Origin of the sequence: Collinsella sp. HCP28S3_B9, assembly GCF_052066095.1 — a bacterium.
Classification (GTDB): domain Bacteria; phylum Actinomycetota; class Coriobacteriia; order Coriobacteriales; family Coriobacteriaceae; genus Collinsella.
In genome coordinates this window covers 22,766-39,195 of record NZ_JBQHST010000006.1, presented here as the reverse complement: position 1 = coordinate 39,195, position 16,430 = coordinate 22,766, and the positions used below count along the sequence as shown (strand labels likewise).

Below are 16,430 nucleotides of genomic sequence, written 5' to 3'. Positions count from 1 at the left end.
GATATGAAGTACTTTGGCACCGACGGATTTCGCGGCGAGGCCAACGTTGGGCTGACCGTGGAGCACGCGTACAAGATCGGCCGCTTTGTGGGCTGGTATTACGGCGCCAGGCGCGGGGCCAAGGCGCGCGTGATCGTGGGTAAGGACACGCGTCGCTCGAGCTATATGTTCGAGGCGGCGCTGGTGAGCGGTCTGGTTGCGAGCGGCGCAGACGCCTATATGCTGCATGTGATTCCTACGCCGGGCGTGGCGCACCAGACCGTGGAGGGCTGCTTCGATTGCGGCATCATGATCAGTGCGAGCCACAACCCGTTTTGCGATAACGGCATTAAGTTGGTTAACAGCGACGGCTTTAAGATGGACGAGGACGTGCTGGAGCTCATCGAGGACTACATCGATGGCAAGAGCGAGGTGCCGCTGGCCACGGGCAACCACATTGGCGCCACGGTTGACTACATGCAGGGCCGCAACCGCTACATTGCCTCGCTCATTGCAAGCGCGAACTTTTCGCTGCAGGGCGTCAAGATTGGCATTGACTGCGCCAACGGCTCGGCGTCCTCTGTCGCCAAGCCGGTGTTCGATGCGCTCGGCGCCGATGTGCGCGTGATTAACGCCGCACCCGACGGCTTTAACATTAACGTCGACTGCGGCTCTACGCATATGGAGCGCCTGCAGCGCCATGTGGTGGAGCAAGGCTTGGACGTGGGCTTTGCCTACGACGGCGATGCCGATCGCTGCCTGGCAGTGGACGAGCGCGGCCGCGTGGTCGACGGCGACCAGATTCTGTACGTGTGCGGCGTGTATCTTAACAAGCACGGGCGCCTCTCGGGCGGTACCGTGGTGCCGACGATCGCCAGCAACTTTGGCCTGATTAAGTCGCTGGAGCTTGCCGGCCTGAGTGCCGTGACCAGCGGCGTGGGCGACCGCCACGTGTATGCCAAGATGCGCGAGGGCGGCTACAGCCTGGGTGGCGAGCAGACGGGCCATACGATCTTTGGCGATATCGAGCGTACGGGCGACGGCATTATGACCTCGCTGCGTGTGATGGAAGTGATTCGTGCCGAACGCGAGACGCTTTCGCAGCTCGCGGTGCCGTGCAAGCTGCTGCCGCAGGCGCAGGTTGCCGTACGCGTGGCGGACAAGGATGCTGCGCTGGGCAACATGGGCGTGCAGGCCGCCATCGCCGAGGCCGAGGCGTTGCTGGCAGGCGAGGGCCGCGTGCTGGTGCGCAAGAGCGGAACCGAGTCGGTGATTCGCGTTTTGGCCGAGGCCCCCGACCAAGACGCCGCCGACGCCGCCATGAAGCGCATCGCCGCCGCGCTGGAGGCTCTGTAGTTACGCAGTTTTACCAAACCGCGTAACCGCTCGACGCTACATACGGCCCCAAGCGGCAATCTGGCGTTCAATTTCAAGGGCGCGACCAGAAGGTCAGCGCCCTTTCATTTCACGTCACCTTGCTCGCTTGGGGCCGTTTTCGCTGACGTTGCCAAGACATCGACGTCAACATGGTTGGCGATGGCGATGGCGTGCTGGTCAATCCTTACAGCTGGTACAGCGTGGTGAACTTGTCCTGCAGGTAGCTGCAGTAGTAGCGGGCATCGAATGCCATACCGCACGCGCCCTTGATGAGCTCCGGCGCGTCCTTGGCGCGGCCCCACTGCCAAATGTGCTCGCCCAGCCAAGCACGGACGGGTGCCAAATCGCCGCTCGAACAGGCGCCGTTAAGGTCGACACCGTCGCGGCACATGGCCGGCACAAACATGGCATCGTAGGCGCTGCCCAGCGCATACGTGGGGAAGTAGCCAAACGAGCCGCCGCTCCAGTGCGTATCCTGCAGGCAGCCGCGCGTGTCGTCGGGAACAGGAATACCCAGGTACTCGTCCATAAAGCGATTCCAAAGCGCGGGGATGTCCTTGGCCGTGGCCTCGCCGGCAAACAGCATGCGCTCAATCTCGTAGCGCACCATAATATGCAGCGGGTAGGTGAGCTCGTCGGCCTCGGTACGGATCAGCGACGGCTGAGCGATGTTCACGGCGTGGTAGAGCGTGTCCTCGTCCACGTTGCCGTAGACCTCGGGCGCGTGACGGCGCAGCACTTCGAGCAGCGGGCCCATAAAAGCGCGACTGCGGCCTACGGTGTTCTCGAAAAAGCGGCTCTGGCTCTCGTGAATGCCCATGGAGGTGCCGCCCTCCAGACACGTGCGCGCGTAAGCGGGATTGACGCCCAGCTCGTACATGGCGTGCCCCGCCTCGTGGATGATGCTATAGACGTTGGAGATGCAGTCGTTCTCGTAGATGTGCGTGGCGATGCGCGCAACGCCCACCGAGAAGCCCTCGCTAAACGGGTGCTCGGTAAAGGCGAGCGTGGTGTCGTCCAGGTTAAGGCCGACGAGCTTCATCAGGTCGAAGCTCATGGCGCGCTGGGCGGCCTCGGGCACGCGGGCATGCAAAAAGTCGGCATCAGGCTGCTGCCCGCGCTCGCCGATGGCGTGAACGAGCGGCACGACGGTGGCCTTGACCTCGTCACAAAACGCATCGAAGCTCTTGGCGGAAAGGCCGCGTTCGTACTGGTCGAGCCAAACATCGTATGGGTCGCGCTTGGGGTCCATGAGCTCGGCCTGATGCTTGAGCTGGGCGACGATTCTATCCACGTAGGGCTCAAAGCTCGCCCAGTCGTTGGCCGTCTTGGCCTTGTGCCACACGGCGTCGGCCTCGCAGGTGAGCCTGGTCCAGGCTTCGGCTTCTTCGGTGGGAATGGCGCTTGCCTCGCGCTGGTCGCGGCCGAGCACACGGATCTCATCGAGCAGCTGCGGGTCGTCGATCTTGCCGCCGGCGACGGTCTCGTGTGCCAGCGAGCCTACAAGCTCGACGGACTTTTTGCTGGTCAGGAGCTTGTGATGTTCGCCGGCAAGGGTGCCCATAGCATCGGCGCGGGCCGCAGCGCCGTTGGCGGGGGCAATCGTCGCGCCATCGAACTCGGCAATCTTGAGCAGGTACTCGCGGGTCCATAGTTTGCCTTCGAGCTTGCGGAGCTTCTTGATGCCCTTGCCCGCCTTGGCGTTCTTAGAGGCCTTGGCCACGGCGGCCTTGGCTTTTTTATCGAGTTTCTTTCCCATACCTATATCCTTGATCTCGCAGACCGGACGCCACGGGTGGGCGTGCGGCCAGTTTGCACAGCTACCTGCCTTGTACCCAGTGCGAACAAAACGGAACGCGGCGATATGCTCGCAGAATGTGTTATCCTATAGCCCAATGCGTTGACGGAGAGGGTTTTGCCCGCCGCGCCGCCGGCAAGAGAGGGAAGGTCATGGGCTGCAAGCCTTCCTGCGGTGGCAAGGGCCAAGCGTTCACTCCCGAGCAGCAACCTCAACGGGCGCGCGGCCAGCGGCGGCGAAGCCCCAGTAGGGAAGCCGTGAGCCTCGCGATAAGGGGCACAGAGTGGGCACGGCGGGCCAGACATCCGCCGGGTCAAACAAGGTGGTACCGCGGAATTCAACCGTCCTTGGGCAATGCACATGCCCGAGGACGGTTTTTTGTTACCGAACCGGGCCGCGTTTTTGCAACGCCAGACGGCGGCAGTCGTCCTGGCGAGCGGGGAACGCGAGAGACGAAAGGGAAGACATGAGTCTGATTGATGATCTGGTCAAACTCGAGGAAGAGGCCAAGGAGCTCGTCGCAGGCGCCGACGACGCCGCCAAGCTCGAGGCTGCGCGCGTTGAGCTGCTCGGCCGCAAGGGCCGTATTACCGGCCTGATGCGCATGATGGGCAAGCTCGCCCCCGAGGATCGCCCTGTGATGGGCAAGCGCGCCAACGAGATGCGCCAGCTGATCGAGGGCATGCTCGACGAGCGCACCACCGAGATGAAGGCCGCCGCCCTCAAGCACGCACTGGAGCACGAGGCCGTCGACATCACGCTGCCGGGCATTCGTCCGCAGATCGGCCACCAGCACCTGATCAAGCAGATCATCGAGGAGGCCGAGGATATCTTTAGCGGTATCGGCTACACCGTCGAGTCCGGTCCCATGGTCGACACCTCCTACTACAACTTCACCGCGCTCAACGCCCCCATGGATCACCCGAGCCGCTCGGCCCGCGACACCTTCTATGTGGTCGACAACAACCCCGGCAGCGTCGCGCACCCCGAGGCGCATGCCCACGGCGAGTCCGACGTGCTGCTGCGCACCCAGACCTCGGGCGTGCAGATTCACACCATGGAGTCGCAGAAGCCGCCCATCTACATGATCTGCCCGGGCACCGTCTACCGTCCCGACACGGCCGACGCTTGTCACCTGCCGCAGTTCAACCAGATCGAGGGCCTGGTCGTCGACGAGGGCATCACCTTTGGCGATCTTAAGGGCACGCTCGACTACTTTGTTAAGTGCATGTTTGGCGAGGACCGCAAGACGCGTTACCGCCCGCATTTCTTCCCCTTCACCGAGCCTTCCTGCGAGGTGGACGTGAGCTGCCACGTCTGCGGCGGCAAGGGCTGCAACTTCTGCAAGCACAGCGGCTGGATCGAGATCTTGGGCTGCGGCATGGTCGACCCCAACGTCCTGATCAACTGCGGCATCGACCCCGAGAAGTACACCGGCTTCGCCTTTGGCATTGGCGCCGAGCGCGTCGCTGCCCTGCGCTACGACCTGCCCGACCTCAGAACGCTCATGACAGGCGATATGCGTTTCCTGAATCAGTTTTAAGTTGACCTGTCCCGGCGGCTTCCCGAGCCACCGCACCTTGCCCCTCAAACCGTCGCTTGCGTACCCAAGTACGCGGCGCTCCTCTTTCGGGGCAATCTGCGGCACCTCGGAAACCCGTCTCCGTAGCTGGAGTTTTCCGTCTGTTTATTGCAGACGTTACAGATGAAAGGAGACCAGTTAGATGCGTGTTTCTTACGACTGGCTCAAGACCATGATCGATATTCCGGAGGATCCCAAGACCCTTTCGGACGAATATATCCGTACCGGCACCGAGGTCGAGGCGATCGACACCGTGGGCGAGTCCTTCGACCACGTGGTGACCGCCAAGGTACTCACCAAGACCCCGCACCCCGATAGCGACCATATGTATGTGTGCTCGGTCGACGTGGGTGACAAGAACCTCGACGCCGACGGCAACCCCGCTCCGCTGCAGATCGTCTGCGGCGCGCAGAACTTTGAGGCCGGCGACCACATCGTCACGGCCATGATCGGCGCTGTGCTTCCCGGCGACGTCAAGATCAAGAAGAGCAAGCTTCGCGGCGTCGTGTCCATGGGCATGAACTGCTCCGCGCGCGAGCTCGGCCTGGGCGGCGACCACTCCGGCATTATGATCCTGCCCGAGGATACGCCCTGCGGCATGCCGTTTGCCGAGTACGTGGGCTCGAGTGATACCGTGCTCGACTGCGAGATCACGCCCAACCGCCCCGACTGCCTGTCCATGATTGGCATGGCCCGCGAAACCGGTGCCATTTTCGATCGCGATTTCCACGTTGAGCTGCCCGCCATCAAGGCGGAGACCGGCCGCGCGACCGACGACGAGCTTTCGGTCGAGATCGCCGACGAGGGCCTGTGCGACCGCTATGTCGCCCGCATTGTGCGCAACGTGAAGGTCGGCCCGTCGCCCGACTGGATGGTCAAGCGCCTTAACGCCCTGGGCGTGCGTCCGCACAACAACATCGTCGACATCACCAACTATGTGATGATGCTCACCGGTCAGCCGCTGCACGCTTTTGACCTGGACACCTTTGCCGAGCGCGAGGGCAGGCGCCGCGTGGTGGTTCGCGCCGCCCAGCAGGACGAGAAGTTCACGACCCTCGACGGCGAGGAGCGCACGCTCGATGCCGGCATGGGCCTTATCACCGACGGCGAGCGCCCCGTGGCGCTGGCCGGCGTTATGGGCGGCATGGATTCCGAGATCGAGGACGACACCGTCGACGTGATGGTCGAGAGCGCCTGCTTCGACGCCGGCCGCACCTCGCACACCAGCCGCGACCTGTCGCTGATCTCCGACGCCTCCATCCGCTTTGAGCGCCAGGTCGATGAGACCGGCTGCGTGGATGTGGCCAATGTTGCCTGCGCGCTCATCGAGGAGATCGCCGGCGGCGAGGTCGCTCCCGGCTACGTGGATGTGTTCCCCGCGCCCAAGACCATCGACAGCATCAAGCTGCGCCTGGCCCGCGTGCACGCCATCTGCGGCGCCGACATCGAGCCCGATTTTATCGAGCGCTCGCTCACCCGCCTGGGCTGCACCGTCGAGCGCGACGGCGAGGACTTTATGGTTACCCCGCCGAGCTTCCGCCCCGACCTGCCGCGTGAAATCGACCTGATCGAGGAGGTCCTGCGCCTGTGGGGCATGGGCCGCGTGACGGCGACCATCCCGGCTGCCAAGAACCACATCGGTGGCCTGACCCGCGAGCAGAAGCTTACCCGCAAGGTCGGCGAGATCCTGCGTGCCTGCGGCCTCAACGAGACCACGACCTTTGGCTTTGCCGCGCCGGGCGACCTGGAGAAGATCGGCATGTCCACCGAGGGCCGCGGCTGCCCCGTGGTACTTATGAACCCGCTGGTGGCCGAGCAGACCGAGATGCGCCGCTCGCTGCTGCCGGGCCTGCTGCAGTCTGTGGCCTATAACGAGGCCCATGGCACGCCCAACGTGCACCTGTACGAGGTCGGCAGCCTGTTCCACGGCCGCGAGAACGCCAGCCTGCCCAAGGAGACTAAGTCCGTGGCGGGCGTGCTCTCGGGCCAGTGGAGCGAGCAGTCCTGGAACATGAAGTACCGCAAGCTGCGTTTCTTCTTTGGCAAGGGCATCGTCGAGGAGCTGCTCGCCCAGCTGCGCATCGAGAAGGTTCGCTTCCGTCCCGTCGAGGGCGAGGGCTATGCCTTCTTGCAGCCGGGCCGTGCCGCCGAGGTTCTGTCTGGCGGCACCGTGCTGGGCTGGGTCGGCGAGATCCACCCCGAGGCGCGCGAAGCCATGGGTATCGACGAGGTCGTCGTTGCCTTTGAGCTCGACCTGGACAAGCTGATCAAGGGCGCCCGCAACCAGGAGAACTACCGCGAGTTCTCGCAGTACCCGGCTGTTGAGCACGATCTTGCTATCGTGGTCGACAACTCCGTGACTTGCGAGGACCTTGAGCGCCGCATTACCAGCGCCGGCGGCAAGCTGCTCGAGGGTGTGCGTCTGTTCGACGTCTACCGCGATCCGGTCCGCGTGGGCGTGGGCAAGAAGTCCATGGCCTTTGCGCTTACGTATCGCTCCGACGACCACACGCTTACCAGCGAAGAGGTCGAAAAAGCGCACCAGAAGATTGTCACCAAGGTGTGCAAGGGCGTAAACGGCGAGGTCCGCGGCTAGGTCCTGCACTGGGGTATGGGTCAGCGGTGGCTGATGCCGAGCCTTACGTGACTGCTATCCTCGGTATAAGGCGCTGCTGAGCCTGCATATATGACACGCGCATTGCATAACGGCGTACTGCTTTGTCGGCAGTGCGCCGTTTTGCTATGATAGCCCGTGGCGTGTTACGAATCTGACAATACGTAACACTGGCAAGGTGATTTAAGCGGCGTTGTAATTCTGTGCGCCGATAACCGGGAGGCGTACATGCACATTCCAGATAATTATCTGTCCCCGCAGACCGATGTCGTCATGGCAGTGGCGATGGTGCCCGTTTGGGTTCACTGCATCAAAAAGGTGCGCGCCACGCTCGACCGCGAGCACATGGCGTTCCTGGGTATCTGCGCCGCATTCTCTTTCTTGCTCATGATGTTCAACGTGCCGCTGCCCGGCGGTACCACGGGTCACGCCGTCGGCGGCGCGCTCATCGCGCTGCTGCTGGGCCCGGAGGCCGCGGCCATCGCGGTTTCGGTCGCGCTGGCGCTGCAGGCGCTGCTGTTTGGCGACGGCGGCATCCTGTCCTTTGGCGCCAACTGCTTTAACATGGCCTTCGTGCTGCCGTTTGCCGCCGCTATCGTGTTCCGTGCGCTCAACAGCCGTTTGCACGACAAGAGCTGGGGCACCTCGGTTTCGGCCGTCGTAAGCGGTTGGGTCGGCCTGTGCCTGGCGGCCCTGTGCACGGCGATCGAGTTTGGTATTCAGCCGATGTTCTTTACCAACGCTTCGGGCGCGCCGCTGTACTGCCCCTTCCCGCTCTCTATTGCCATTCCGGCCATGATGATCCCGCACATGTTGGTAGCCGGCGTGGTCGAGGGCGTGGCGACGGCCGCCATCTACGGTTTCATTAAGAAGACGGCGCCGAGTGTTATCGTCGGGCCCGAGGCCGCCGATGGCCAGTTTGCTGCCGAGGGCGCTACTGCCAAGAAGACCTCGCTGGTTCCCACGCTCATCCTGGTCGCCGTGCTTGTCGTGGCCACGCCGCTCGGCTTGCTGGCCACCGGTGACGCCTGGGGCGAGTGGGACGCTGAGGGCGCCGCGACCGCCGTTCAGGAGGCTGGTGACGACAGTCTGCAGACTTCGGTCGGTCTCGATACCCCGACCTTTGCCGATGCCCTGCCCACGGGCGATTATCTGCAGGCCTATTCCGAGGAGCAGGGCCTTGGCTTTGCCGGCCAGGCCGCGATGTATATTCTTTCGGGCGTGATTGGCGTGGCGGTGCTCACCATCGCATTCCGTCTGGTCTCGCTAACGGTCAAGGAAAGCGGAGCCCATGGCGACGGTCGAGCTGCCTAGCTGGCTTGCGGCCGAGCAGCGTTATGAGCCCGCGGGGGCTCGGCATCGTGTGATGCAAAAGAATGTCCTGCACCTGGCGAGCCTGCTTGAGCGGGTTCGCCTAGGTGGCGGCGTGCATAAGGGCGGGTCGATTATCGACCGCGCCCTTTCTTCCGTTTCGGCGCCAGTGCGTTTGGTGGGGATGTTCGTCTGCGTCCTGTGCGTATGCCTGACGCAGAGCCCGCTGTACTTGATGCTGATGACAGCGATCGCGTTGGTGCTCGTTGCGGTTCGCCCCGCACGCGGGCTGCACGCGACCTTTGTGCCGGCGTTGGCTGCCGCGGGGTTTGCCGTGGTTTTGGCGCTTCCTGCCCTGCTGCTGGGTGCTTCTGCCACGGACGCCATGCTCAAGATTGCGCTCAAGACCTTTGTTAATGTGTCATTGGTGCTGGGCGTTTCGTGGACGCTTACCTGGAGTCGCATGTCGGCGGCGCTTAAGATGCTGCACCTGCCCGACGAGGTTATCTTTACGTTTGATATGGCGCTCAAACACATCGAGGTGCTGGGTCGCACGGCGCACGACCTGTGCGAATCAGTCTTGCTGCGCAGCGTTGGCCGTGCGCCTGCAGGATTTTCGCGTACCGATTCGATCGCGGGTATCATGGGCATGACCTTTATCAAGGCGATGGAATGCAGCCGCGCGATGGACGAGGCTATGCTTTGCCGCGGTTTTGCCGGCGCATATCCGGCGCCTGCACGGAACGGATTTGGCTGGCGCGACGCGGTCTATGCGGCCGTTGTGGTGCTGCTCGCCGTGTTGTGCGCGGTGCTGTAGCGCGGGCGGTCAAGCCGTCGATGTGAATAGGGAAGGGCGACGTTTTGGCAAACGATACAAATGGTGCGATGGGTGCGAGCGGTGCTGCCGGCGCCAAGGCCACGCCGCTCATCGAGTTTCACGACGTGGTGTTTTCCTATGCGGGCCATACGGTGGTCGATGGCGTGTCGCTGCAGGTTAATCGCGGTGAGCTGGTTGCTCTGCTTGGACCCAACGGCTGCGGCAAGACGACGATCATGCGGCTTATCAACGGCCTTGAGCTTGCGGATGCGGGTACGTACCTGTTTGATGGACATGTGGTCGATGCGGCATATCTCAAGGATTCCGCGACGGCCCAGCGGTTCCATCAGCGCGTGGGCTTCGTGTTCCAAAACGCCGATGCACAGCTCTTTTGCGCCACGGTCGGCGAGGAGGTCGCGTTTGGCCCGGCTCAAATGGGGCTTTCGGCGGACGAGCTCGGGCGCCGCGTCCGTGATGCCATGGAGCTGTTTCAGGTTGCCGATCTGGTCGATGCCTCGCCCTATCAGCTTTCGGGCGGGCAAAAGAAGCGTGTGGCGCTGGCTGCCGTCGTGTCGATGAACCCCGATATTCTGGTGCTCGACGAGCCTACCAACGGACTTGACGAGGACTCTTGCGACATCGTGGTCAACTTTCTACTGGCCTATGTTGCTGCCGGTAAGACGGTCTTGATGAGCACGCATCATCAGGATTTAGTACGACGTCTTGGGGCCCGTGCGATTTATATCGATCGATATCACCACGTGGTCGGGGCTCCCGTGCCATCATATGGAACCGAAAACGGTGCAGCAGAATAGTTGCCGCATAGTGGGGTTGCGGCCGCGCACGTGACTTGCTGCGAATGGTATAGTTATCCGGATTTTTACGGGGGTGGCTATGCCAAGTTGGAATATTCATATCGCTCAGACGGAACGACTTCTGGCGCGTGCCGGCGCGCTTGCCGATAACGTGCGCGACCGCAATGCCTTTTTGTTTGGCAGCGTGGTTCCGGACATTTTTGTGGGGTACATGGTTCCCGGTATTGCCGACCCCATCCCGTATCGCATCACGCACTTTGCCAAGCCCGAGCCCATTCCTAAGCCACGCGAGCATGAGTTTTGGGACACCTATGTGGCGCCGTTGCTTAAAGGTGCGCCGGCGGGTGCGCCGGCTGCAGCGACCTCGATTGTCGAAGAGCGTGAAAGGCTCAATCGGGTGCACTATCCGCAGCGCTACAAAGACGCCGAGCCGGTTGACGGCCCCGGCGCCGCCGAGTTTTCGCTCGCGCCCGATGACGTGGCGCAGTCGCTGCTCGATTTGACGCTGGGCGTTTGGTCGCATCTGGTGGCCGATACCGTGTGGAACACGCGCGTGAACCAATACCTCGAGGCGCGCGGCGGCAAGCCGTGCGAGGAGTTCCGCATTAAGAAGCAGGGAGACTTTGACTGGTTTGGCAAGACGCTCGGCATCGTTTCTATCCCGCGTGCGACCGATCGCCTCTATACCGCGGCGGCCCAGTTTGGTCAGTATTCGATTCCACAAGAGTATGTGCTCAAGACCATTGGCGTTATGCACGAGATTGTGCGCGAAAACCCCGGCGATCCGGATCATCCGCCGTACCGTCTGCTGACCGAAGGGTTCTTTGACGCAACGTTTACCGAGGTCGTCGAGCTAACCGAGGCGGGTTTTGCCGCCCGCGTTGCCGCTTCTGACGTCCCCGCAGTCCCTCTGATCGCTAGCTGCTAGCCGGCTGACGTAACGGTGAACAGTTCATTCCAATTGACCAACAGCTCCCCGCCGCAGGGCATCTTCGGTGGTGTGCTCGGCATCGGAAAGGTTCGCGACTGAACACAAATCGATGAAGCGGCATATGAAGTAGGTCTTAAAAAGGGCCCGGAAGGCGAAGCCTTCCGGGCCCTTTTTAATGCAAATGTGCTTGCAAGTGCGATTTAGCGCACCTGAGCGACGTAGGCAACGTTGGTCGAGGAGACCTTGTCCTCAAGCTGGACGCTCATACGGGGATCGCCGGCGGTAGCGACGGTCAAATCGCCGGTCTCGACGTAGCCGAGCTCCTTAGCGGTCTCGATCGCCTTGACGATCGTGCCGTTGACGGTGCCCTGGGTAATCTCGGCCTTGTGCGGGATAACGCCCCAGTACATGATCATCTGCTGGACGGCCCACTCGTGGCGGGAGAACGCGCAGATCGGCATGTTGGGACGGAAGTGCGAGATCAGGCGAGCGGTACGGCCGGTGGTCGTCGGCACGGTGATGCACTTGGCGCCAACGGTGGTGGCCATGTTCACAGCGGACATACCCACAACGTTGTTGACGACGCGGGTGCCGTGAGCATCGGCCGGAACCTCGAGCGGAGCGTGAGCCGGGAGGTACTTCTCGGTCTCGAGAGCGATGCTGGCCTGCATCTTGACGGCCTCGACCGGGTACTTACCGGCAGCGGACTCGCCGGACAGCATGACGGCGTCGGTACCGTCGTAAATGGCGTTAGCAACGTCGGCAACCTCGGCGCGCGTCGGGCGCGGGTTCTGCTGCATGGAGTCGAGCATCTGCGTAGCGGTGATAACGGGCTTGTAGGCCGCGTTGCACTTGGCGATGATCTCCTTCTGGATGTGCGGAACGAGCTCGGGCTTGATCTCGATGCCCAGGTCGCCACGGGCGACCATGATGCCGTCGGAAGCCTCGAGGATCTCATCGAAGTTCTCGACGCCCAGGGCGCACTCGATCTTCGGGAAGATCGTCACGTGCTCGCCGCCGTTCTCGCGGCAAAGCTCGCGGATGCCGCGGACAGACTCGCCGTCACGGATGAAGGAAGCGGCGATGTAGTCGATGTTCTCGGTCAGGCCAAAGAGGATGTCCTGACGATCGCGCTCGGTGATGGCGGGCAGCGAGATGTTGACGTTGGGCATGTTGACGCCCTTGCGCTCGCCGATCAGGCCGTCGTTCTTGACGACGCAGGTCATGTCCTGGCCGTCGACGGACTCGACCTCGAGAGCAACCAGGCCGTCATCGATCAGGATGAGGGAGCCCTTCTCGACCTCGGAGGGCAGAGCCAGGTAGTCGAGGGAGATGTGCTCAGCGGTGCCGTGGAAATCCTCGGACGTGGGCTGAGCGGTGACGACGATCTTGTCGCCGGTCTTGACGGCAACCTTCTTGCCGTCGACCAGAAGACCGGTGCGGACCTCGGGGCCCTTGGTGTCGAGCAGGATGCCGACGGGCATACCGAGCTCCTTGGAAATACGACGGACGCGCTCGATGCGACCGTGGTGCTCGTCGTAGGAGCCGTGCGAGAAGTTAAAACGGGCGACGTTCATGCCCGCCTTGATCATCTCGCGGATGGTCTCGTCGCTATCGCAGGCGGGACCCATGGTGCATACAATCTTAGTGCGCTTGTACATTCAGACCTCCATCTGACATCGTCTTGCGCTGATAGATAAACCATAAGAAATAAAACTGAGTTGATTATAACGAAATACCGACCGAATACCCCAAAAAATCGACCGTATGCCGAATTAGAAGTTCATCTTTTACGGAAAAAACGGTATATGAAAAAACTTTATCAACCGCTCTAACCGCTGCTATCTGGGCGATATTTTAGTTTGGCGACGCGCCTAAGAAAAAACGTTTTATCAGTATTGAGCATCACACGGTCCGCATCGTTGCATACGGACCATATTTACAAATGGATTGTTTTGGCTAGACGCGTCGCTTTGGGGTACCATAGCTCCACTATCAACTGCCGCTCAGCACGGCAGCCTTGATGAGCCCTTGCCCTTCTCCTGGGAATTATGATCGGGCATCAATCTGCTGAGTGGCCCGAATCCCAGGAGGGGACTCTATATGCAAAAGGAATACCTGTCCGCCGCGGCGGAGGTGCTCAGCGACCAAGGTGTCGATGAGAACCTCGGCCTGAGCAACGACGAGGCGTCGTCGCGCCTCGCCAAGACAGGCCCTAACAAGCTCGAGGAAGCCGAGAAGACGCCGCTGTGGAAGCGTTTCTTTGAGCAGATGGCCGACCCCATGGTCATCATGTTGATCGTTGCCGCCGTTATCAGCGCGCTCACGGGCATGGTTAAGGGCGAGGCGGACTTTGCCGATGTCGCCATCATCATGTTCGTCGTTATCGTCAACTCGGTGCTGGGCGTGGTCCAGGAAGCCAAGAGCGAGGAGGCCCTCGAGGCCCTTCAGGAGATGAGCGCGGCGCAGTCCAAGGTTCTACGCGACGGCAAACTCGTGCACCTGCCGAGCGCCGAGCTCGTTCCCGGCGACGTGATCATGCTCGAGGCGGGCGACTCCGTCCCGGCCGACTGCCGCGTGCTCGAGAGCGCCACGATGAAGATCGAAGAGGCCGCGCTCACCGGCGAGTCCGTGCCGGTCGAGAAGCACGCCAACGTGATCGAGCTTGCCGCGGGCACCGATGACGTGCCGCTCGGCGACCGCAAGAACATGTGCTACATGGGCTCCACCGTTGTGTACGGCCGTGGCCGCGCCGTCGTGGTCGGCACCGGCATGGATACCGAGATGGGCAAGATCGCCGGTGCCCTGGCCGAGGCCAAGGAAGAGCTCACACCGCTGCAGGTGAAGCTCGCCGAGCTCAGCCGTATCCTCACCATTATGGTGATTGTCATCTGCGTCGTGATCTTTGGCGTCGACATCGTCCGCCACGGCGTGGGCAACGTCCTTACCGACCCGACTGCCCTGCTCGACACCTTTATGGTCGCCGTCTCGCTCGCCGTCGCTGCCATCCCCGAGGGCCTGGTTGCCGTCGTGACCATCGTGCTGTCGCTTGGCGTGACCAAGATGGCCAAGCGCCAGGCAATTATCCGCAAGCTCTCTGCCGTCGAGACTCTCGGCTGCACGCAGACCATCTGCTCCGACAAGACCGGTACCCTTACCCAAAACAAGATGACCGTCGTCAAGCACGAGCTTGCTGCGCCTAAGGAGAAGTTCCTGGCAGGTATGGCGCTGTGTTCCGATGCCCAGTGGGACGAGGAACTGGGTGAGGCCGTGGGCGAGCCGACCGAGTGCGCGCTCGTCAACGATGCCGGAAAGGCGGGCCTCACTGGTCTGACTGCCGAGCACCCGCGCGTGGGCGAGGCCCCGTTTGACTCGGGCCGCAAGATGATGTCCGTGGTCGTTGAGACCCTGGACGGCGAGTACGAGCAATACACCAAGGGCGCGCCCGACGTGGTGATCGGCCTGTGCACCCACATCTACGAGGGCGATAAGGTCGTCCCCCTGACCGAGGAGCGTCGTGCCGAGCTCGTGGCCGCCAACAAGGCCATGGCCGACGAGGCCCTGCGCGTGCTGGCGCTGGCAAGCCGCACCTACACCGAGGTCCCGAGCGACTGCAGCCCCGCCGCGCTCGAGCACGACCTGGTCTTCTGCGGCCTGTCCGGCATGATTGACCCGGTCCGCCCCGAGGTCGCCGACGCCATCCGCGAGGCCCACGATGCCGGTATCCGCACCGTCATGATCACGGGCGACCACATCGACACCGCCGTGGCCATCGCCAAGCAGCTGGGTATCGTCACCGATCGCAGCCATGCCATCACCGGTGCCGACCTCGATCGCATGAGCGACGAGGAGCTCGACGCGCACATCGAGGACTACGGCGTGTACGCCCGCGTCCAGCCCGAGCACAAGACCCGTATCGTCGAGGCTTGGAAGTCGCGCGACCAGATCGTGGCCATGACGGGCGACGGCGTCAACGACGCCCCGTCCATCAAGCGTGCCGACATCGGCGTTGGCATGGGCATCACTGGTACCGACGTTACCAAGAACGTCGCCGACATGGTGCTTGCCGACGACAACTTCGCCACCATCATCGGTGCCTGCGAAGAGGGTCGCCGCATCTACGACAACATCCGCAAGGTCATCCAGTTCCTGCTTTCGGCCAACCTTGCCGAGGTGTTCTCGGTGTTTATCGCCACGCTCATCGGCTTTACCATCTTCCAGCCGGTGCAGCTGCTGTGGGTGAACCTGGTCACCGACTGCTTCCCCGCGCTCGCGCTGGGCATGGAGGATGCCGAGGGCGACATCATGAAGCGCAAGCCGCGCAACGCCAAGGACGGCGTCTTTGCCGGCAATATGGGCCTGGACTGCGTGGTCCAGGGCTTGATCATTGCCGCGCTGGTGCTGGCGAGCTTCTTTGTAGGCGTGTACTTTGATATGGGCTACATCCACATCTCCGATATGATCGCCGGCGTCGCCGACGAGGAAGGCGTGATGATGGCCTTCATCACGCTCAACATGGTCGAGATCTTCCACTGCTTTAACATGCGCAGCCGCCGCACGTCGCTGTTTAAGATGAAGAAGCAGAACAAGTGGCTGTGGGCCTCTGCCGCGCTGGCGCTGGTGCTGACGGTGATCGTAACCGTGCAGCCGACGCTTGCCGAGATGTTCTTTGGCCCCGTGACGCTTGAGCTCAAGGGCGTTATCGCCGCGCTGGGCCTTGCCTTCCTGATCATTCCGCTGATGGAGATCTACAAGGCGATCATGCGCGCAGTCGAGAAGGAGTAACGTACCTGTCCGGGTCCGCCCCACGCCCTTTCTCCCTCACTGGTCCTCGCGCTTCGCGCTGCGGGATCGTTCGGGAGAAAGGGCTTCCGGGGCGGGCCCTGCGGTATCCTTGCTGGCTTTTCTCCCGCGCGGATGATAAAGGGCTGAGGGAAAGTGTGTGAGTCGGTCGAGCGTTTGCTCGACCGACTCTTTTTTGTGGGTAAAATACCTGCTCAGTTGTGATTTGTGGTGCTGGGAGGCGCTTGTGGGTAAAGCTAGGGCTAAGGCGAAGAAAAAGACGACGGGGGCGCGAGCCAAGCGTGATCGTCGTCGGAAGCTTGCGACCGAAGCCCCCGCGTCTGCCGAGGAGCTGCTGGCGAGCGTGCCGGGACTCGATGCGCTGCAGGATGTTCCGGCGTTTGGCGATCTGCCGGTCGCCGCG

Annotated in this window: 10 protein-coding genes; 8 read left to right on the top strand and 2 right to left on the bottom strand. The window is 62.3% G+C overall.

What is annotated here, in order from left to right; translation table 11 throughout:
- The first annotated feature begins 3 nt into the window (after nucleotides 1-3).
- Nucleotides 4-1,335, top strand: a complete 1,332-nt coding sequence (gene glmM, locus ACTNBB_RS02630; RefSeq protein WP_441056577.1) for a phosphoglucosamine mutase — start codon at nucleotides 4-6, stop codon at nucleotides 1,333-1,335.
- Nucleotides 1,336-1,540: 205 nt separating this feature from the next.
- Here glmM and ACTNBB_RS02625 read toward each other — a convergent pair whose 3' ends face one another.
- Nucleotides 1,541-3,115 (bottom strand): carboxypeptidase M32, encoded by a 1,575-nt coding sequence (locus ACTNBB_RS02625; RefSeq protein WP_441071017.1) that lies wholly within the window; start codon nucleotides 3,113-3,115, stop codon nucleotides 1,541-1,543.
- Nucleotides 3,116-3,620: 505 nt separating this feature from the next.
- Between ACTNBB_RS02625 and pheS the strand changes: the two genes are divergently transcribed.
- The 6 genes from pheS (at nucleotide 3,621) to ACTNBB_RS02595 (ending at nucleotide 11,221) form a co-directional block, all read left to right on the top strand.
- Nucleotides 3,621-4,697, top strand: coding sequence for a phenylalanine--tRNA ligase subunit alpha (gene pheS, locus ACTNBB_RS02620; RefSeq protein WP_154517607.1), 1,077 nt, complete (start codon nucleotides 3,621-3,623; stop codon nucleotides 4,695-4,697).
- A gap of 181 nt (nucleotides 4,698-4,878) precedes the next feature.
- Nucleotides 4,879-7,332: a phenylalanine--tRNA ligase subunit beta gene (gene pheT, locus ACTNBB_RS02615; RefSeq protein ID WP_427728441.1), complete on the top strand. Its 2,454-nt coding sequence runs from the start codon at nucleotides 4,879-4,881 to the stop codon at nucleotides 7,330-7,332.
- A gap of 246 nt (nucleotides 7,333-7,578) precedes the next feature.
- Entirely contained in the window at nucleotides 7,579-8,664 is a 1,086-nt protein-coding gene (gene cbiM, locus ACTNBB_RS02610) for a cobalt transporter CbiM (RefSeq protein ID WP_441056582.1), read from the top strand.
- A complete protein-coding gene (locus ACTNBB_RS02605) occupies nucleotides 8,642-9,478 on the top strand; it encodes an energy-coupling factor transporter transmembrane component T family protein (protein WP_441056584.1) in 837 nt (278 codons plus the stop codon). The genes cbiM and ACTNBB_RS02605 overlap by 23 nt, the downstream gene beginning before the upstream one ends.
- Before the next feature lie 44 nt (nucleotides 9,479-9,522).
- On the top strand, nucleotides 9,523-10,293 hold the full coding sequence (locus ACTNBB_RS02600) for an energy-coupling factor ABC transporter ATP-binding protein (protein WP_441056586.1): 771 nt from the start codon (nucleotides 9,523-9,525) through the stop codon (nucleotides 10,291-10,293).
- Between the two features lie 79 nt (nucleotides 10,294-10,372).
- Entirely contained in the window at nucleotides 10,373-11,221 is an 849-nt protein-coding gene (locus ACTNBB_RS02595; protein WP_441054335.1) for a hypothetical protein, read from the top strand.
- A gap of 203 nt (nucleotides 11,222-11,424) precedes the next feature.
- On the opposite strand, the gene pyk is transcribed toward ACTNBB_RS02595, so the two are convergent.
- A complete protein-coding gene (pyk, locus tag ACTNBB_RS02590; protein WP_154517625.1) occupies nucleotides 11,425-12,885 on the bottom strand; it encodes a pyruvate kinase in 1,461 nt (486 codons plus the stop codon).
- Between the two features lie 442 nt (nucleotides 12,886-13,327).
- Between pyk and ACTNBB_RS02585 the strand changes: the two genes are divergently transcribed.
- Nucleotides 13,328-16,009, top strand: a complete 2,682-nt coding sequence (locus tag ACTNBB_RS02585; RefSeq protein WP_427728430.1) for a cation-translocating P-type ATPase — start codon at nucleotides 13,328-13,330, stop codon at nucleotides 16,007-16,009.
- The last annotated feature ends 421 nt before the right edge of the window (nucleotides 16,010-16,430 follow it).